The following is a 4,609-nucleotide window of genomic DNA, read 5'->3' on the forward strand; positions in this document are numbered from 1 at the left end:
CTCGCCCGGGCGGCCCAGCGGCGCCGGCGGCTGCGGTCCGGTGACCCGGGGCCGGTGTGGGACGAGCTGCTCGCGGTGGCCGACGACCTCGACGTCCCGGTGCGGTCCGCCGGGACCCCGCGCCAGCTGGCCGACGACCTCGGCGAGGCCGCCGGGGCGGGGGTGCGCCCGGAGCTGCTGGTGCTGGCCGGTGCGCTGCAGGCCGACGTCTACGCCCCGGAGCGCGGACCCGACCGCGACCTGTCCGCCCCCGCCCGCGCGGTGGACCGGGCACTGCGCCGGTCCGCGGGCCGCCGTGCCCGGGTGCGTGCCCGGCTGCTGCCGCCGTCCCTGCTGGCCGACGTCCGCGGCTGGGTCGCCGACCACCTCCCCCGCCCCCGCACCGCCCGCACCTGAACCGCCGTGCCCGGTGCGCCGGGACCTGTGCGGGGTCCGGGCCCGATGTCCCCGACATCGGTGCCCGGGGGCCGGGTCGGGGCCCGATGTCCCCGACGTCGGGGCCGCCGCACGGGCCCGGCAGCCGGCCCGGGACGCAGCAGGGCCCCGGTGCCGAGGCACCGGGGCCCTGCTGGCTGTTCGGGGGGCTACTGGTCGTAGCGGCGGCGGAAGCGCTCCTCGAGGCGGTCCTTGAGCGGCTGGCGCTTGGCCTTCGCGGCGCCGCGACCGGCCGGGCGACCGGGCCCGCCGGCGGTGCCGGTGCCCTCGACCGCGCCGGTGGCGTGCTTGTAGTTCAGGACGCCGAGGACGGCGCCGGCCAGCATGACCACGAACCCGGCGACCCCCAGCGGCACCGACGGGAGCGCGGCGCCGCCGACCAGGACGGCGAGCCCGACGACGACCAGCAGCGCGCCGAGCTGGAGCTTGCGGCGGGCGCCCTTGCGACGGTCGCCGCTGCGCACCTGGGAGGCGAACTTCGGGTCGTCGTCCACGAGCGCGCGCTCGATCTGCTCCAGCAACTTCTGCTCGTGCTCGGAGAGCGGCACGACGACCTCCTGAGGTCCACTTCCGGTTCCGCCGGTGGCGAGTCGCCGGCGGTGCCCCGAGGATACGAGTCCGCGCCGGGGTGCGAAAGGCGAGGCGCCCCGGCTCGGTGGTGTCGGTCGTGGCACACCCGGTCGGGTGCACCACGTCCGGGAGAACGTCCCGGCGGCGGCTCGCGTTCCCCGCCGCGGCAGGGGGTCAACCGTCGTCCCGGCGTGTCGTGCGCGGCGCGCGGTCCGGGCGTGGCGCGGCCTGCGAGCGGCCGGTGATGCCGTCCCGGCGCAGCAGCGTCGCCGGGCGCACCGCGCCGACCCCGAACCGGGCGACGGCGCGGTCGGCGGCCAGCTCGGCGTCGCGCCGGCCGTGCTCGCGCTCCCCCAGGGCCAGCTGGACGGGAGTGGCACCGGCGTCGGCCAGCCGCTCGGCGCGCACCCCGACCAGCCGCACCGGCACCCGGTCCAGGCCGAGGGCGTCGAACAGCTCGCGCGCGGTGTCGTAGAGCACCTGCCCCACGTCGCTGGGAGCGGGCAGCGTGCGGGACCGGGTGATGGTGGTGAAGTCGCTGAACCGGACCTTGAGGGTGACCGTGCGGGCCTGGTGCCCGGCCCCGCGCAGGCGGCCGGCCACCCGCTCGGCCAGGTGCAGCAGCTCCCGGTGCACGACCGCGGGGTCGTCGACGTCGCGGCCGAAGGTCTCCTCGGCGCCGGTGGACTTCTCCCGCTCGTCGGGGACGACGTGCCGGGGGTCGCGGCCCCAGGACAGCTCGCGCAGGTGCGCGCCGCTGCCGGGGCCCACCGCCCGCTGCAGCAGCTCGACCGGCGCGTGCGCCAGCTGGCCGACGGTGCGCAGGCCGACGGCGTGCAGCGCCTCCTCGGTGCGCGGGCCCACGCCCCACAGCGCCCCGACCGGCAGCGGGTGCAGGAACCCCACCACCTCGTGCGGCCGGACCACGAGCAGGCCGTCGGGCTTGCTGCGGGTGGAGGCCAGCTTGGCCACGAACTTGGTGGGCGCCACCCCGACCGAGCAGGTGATGCCCTGCTCGTCGAACACCCGCGCCTTCACCAGCTCGGCGACCGCCTGCGCGTCGCCCAGCCGCCGGGCGGCGCCGGTGACCTCCAGGAAGGCCTCGTCCACCGAGAGCGGCTCGACCAGCGGGGTGATGCTGCCGAACACGGCCATCACGCCGCGGGAGACCTCGGAGTACAGCGCCATGTCGCCCGGGACGACGACGGCGTCGGGGCACAGCCGCAGCGCGCGGGCGGTGGGCATGGCGCTGTGCACGCCGAACGCGCGCGCCTCGTAGGTGGCCGAGGTGACGACGCCGCGGCCGCCGGCCCCGCCCACGATCACCGGCCGGCCGGCCAGCTCCGGGTTCTCCCGGACGGCGACGCTGGCGAAGAAGGCGTCCATGTCGACGTGCAGCACGCCGCAGCCCTCGGCCCGGTCCACCGACCCTCCTCCGCCTGCGTCGAACACGCGTTCGACAGCCTAGCCGCTCAGCCGTCGGCGAGGCGGTCCAGGTCGACGCCGAACCCGCCCGGCGCCCGGGGGCTGCGCCGTGCCGACGTGGTGACCGGTGAGCCCGGGGTGCGCAGCAGGAGCCGTCCGGCCAGCGCCAGCGCCCCGGCCAGGGCGGCGTCCTCGGACACGGCCAGCGGCGGGAAACCGCCGACGGCGAGGTAGGCGTCCCCGCGGACGCCGAGGTTGGCCCCGTGCACGTGCGGGTGCAGCGCGCCCGGGCCACCGGCCCGCCAGGCGTCGTAGTCACGTGCGAACGCCGCGGCCGCGTGCGGCGGGTGCCCGGTCCAGTCGACCACCCGCACCAGCCCGAGCACCGCGTCGACGCCGGACTCGGCCGCGGTCCGCTGCAGGGCCAGCCAGTCGGCCGGCACCCGGCTGTCGGCGTCGGTGCAGGCCAGCCACACCCGCTCCGGCGGCACGCCCCGGTGCGCGGCCTCGGCGAGCACCCGCAGCGCGCCGGCGTGCCGGGCGTCGCCGACGGTGTCACCCGGGGAGTCGACGACGACCGCGCCCCCGGAGCGCGCCAGCTCGGCCGTGGCGTCGGTGCACCGGTCGGTGGCCACGACCAGCAGGACCGGCACGCCGGCGAGCTCCGGGTGGGTGGCGGCGTGCCGCAGCGCGGTCAGGCAACCGGGCAGCAGCGCCGCCTCGTCGCGGGCGGGCACCACGACGCCGAGCAGGCCGGGCCGGCTCACCACAGGTCCTCGGCGGCGGCGACGGAGGCGGCCCGGGGGTCGGCCGACCGGACCCAGCAGTCCAGCAGCAGGTCGGGCTCGGCGTGGGTGGCCACCGCCGGCCAGTCCAGGGCCGCGCGCAGCGCGTCGTGCACGGCGTCACCGGTCTGCGGGTAGTCGGCGACCGGGTGCCGCCAGTGCACCGCCAGCAGGGTGCCCCCGGGCCGCACCGCCGTCCGCACCTGCGCGAGCAGGGCGGCGAGGTCGCCCGGGGACAGGTAGTAGAGGACCTCGGAGAGCACCAGCAGGTCCACCGGGGGCAGCGGGTCGACCGGGGCGGTGCGCTGCTCGACGGCGACGCCGGGGTTGCGGGCCGCGGCGCGGGCGACCGCGGCGGCGCTGGTGTCCCAGGCGGTCAGCCGGTCGCAGCGGGGGGCCAGGACCGCGGTGAGCTCCCCCACCGAGCAGCCCACCTCCAGCCCGTCGGCGTAGCGCTCGCGGGGCAGGGCGGCGGCGGTCAGGGCGTACTTGCGCCGCTCGTACCAGCGGGTGCGCAGCGACCAGGGGTCGTCGGCTGCGGCGTAGAGGTCGTCGAAGTACCCGGTCGGGAGGGTCACCAGAGCACCTCGTGGTCGCGGTGGGCGTGGGCGAGGACCTCGGGCGGCAGCACCGCCGGGTCCGGTCCCAGCGGCCGCACCTGGGTGGTGAAGCAGTCCAGCGCGGCGCGCTTGGCGGCCTGCACCCCCGGCGGCAGCGCCACCGCCCGGGCGCGGTCCCAGGGCAGCCGGGGGTCCCCGGGGTGCGACCAGTGCCAGGCCCACACCGGGTACTGCGCGACCGGCACACCGGCGCGCGCCGCCGCGACCAGTGCGGCCCGCCCGACCGCCTCGTGGTCGGGGTGCCCGTCCCCGGTCCAGGTCGCGAGGACCAGGTCGGCGCCCAGGACCCGCGGCACGAGCTCCTCCACCAGCCGGTCCTCGTGCGCGGCGACACCGGAGTCGGGCAGCCGCAGCCGGACGGCGTCCACCGGGGACACGCCGAGGGCGGCCAGCGCCGCACCGGACTCGGCCTCGCGGGCCGCGGCGAGCTGCGCGGGGGCCAGCACCGGGTTGCCGGGGTGGCTGGCCTCCCCGTCGGTGACCGCCACGTGCACCAGCTCCACCCCGGCGGCGGCGAGCAGGGCCATCGCGCCGCCGACGCCGAGCACCTCGTCGTCGGGGTGCGCCGCGCAGACCACCACCCGTCGCCAGGCCGGGTCGGGCACCCAGGCGGGCCAGCCCGGTGACCGGGCCGCCCAGACCTCCTCCGGAGTGGCACCGGGCCGGTGGCCGGCCGCCGGGGCGCTCACCGGGCGGCCCGCAGGGGCTCGGCGAGGGCCGCGAGGTCTCGGTCACCGTGGTGCTGGCGCAGGTAGACCTCCAGGTCGGCGCAGC

The 4,609-nt window shown here is 78.7% G+C and carries 5 protein-coding genes and 1 pseudogene; 1 reads left to right on the forward strand and 5 read right to left on the reverse strand.

What is annotated here, in order from left to right:
- Positions 1-396: pseudogene (locus tag NH342_RS22065) on the forward strand (transglutaminase domain-containing protein); the annotation flags it as partial.
- A 188-nt stretch (positions 397-584) separates the two neighbouring features.
- Here the strand turns inward: NH342_RS22065 and NH342_RS22070 are convergent.
- The 5 genes from NH342_RS22070 to NH342_RS22090 all read right to left on the reverse strand — a co-directional run bounded on the left by NH342_RS22070 (position 585) and on the right by NH342_RS22090 (position 4,440).
- Entirely contained in the window at positions 585-983 is a 399-nt protein-coding gene (locus NH342_RS22070) for a DUF3040 domain-containing protein (RefSeq protein ID WP_253018357.1), read from the reverse strand.
- 196 nt (positions 984-1,179) lie between these two features.
- Entirely contained in the window at positions 1,180-2,430 is a 1,251-nt protein-coding gene (gene dinB / locus NH342_RS22075; RefSeq protein WP_253018370.1) for a DNA polymerase IV, read from the reverse strand.
- A gap of 47 nt (positions 2,431-2,477) precedes the next feature.
- On the reverse strand, positions 2,478-3,197 hold the full coding sequence (locus tag NH342_RS22080; protein WP_253018372.1) for a glycosyltransferase family 2 protein: 720 nt from the start codon (positions 3,195-3,197) through the stop codon (positions 2,478-2,480).
- Positions 3,194-3,793: an SAM-dependent methyltransferase gene (locus tag NH342_RS22085; protein WP_253018374.1), complete on the reverse strand. Its 600-nt coding sequence runs from the start codon at positions 3,791-3,793 to the stop codon at positions 3,194-3,196. Before NH342_RS22085 ends, NH342_RS22080 begins: the two co-directional genes overlap by 4 nt.
- The gene (locus NH342_RS22090) at positions 3,790-4,440 is read right to left on the reverse strand and encodes a PIG-L deacetylase family protein (protein WP_253018376.1); all 651 of its coding nucleotides are present in this window, start codon (positions 4,438-4,440) and stop codon (positions 3,790-3,792) included. The genes NH342_RS22085 and NH342_RS22090 overlap by 4 nt, the downstream gene beginning before the upstream one ends.
- Between the last annotated feature and the right edge of the window lie 169 nt (positions 4,441-4,609).

The sequence above is a fragment of the Klenkia sp. PcliD-1-E genome (assembly GCF_024124375.1).
Classification (GTDB): Bacteria; Actinomycetota; Actinomycetes; order Mycobacteriales; family Geodermatophilaceae; genus Klenkia.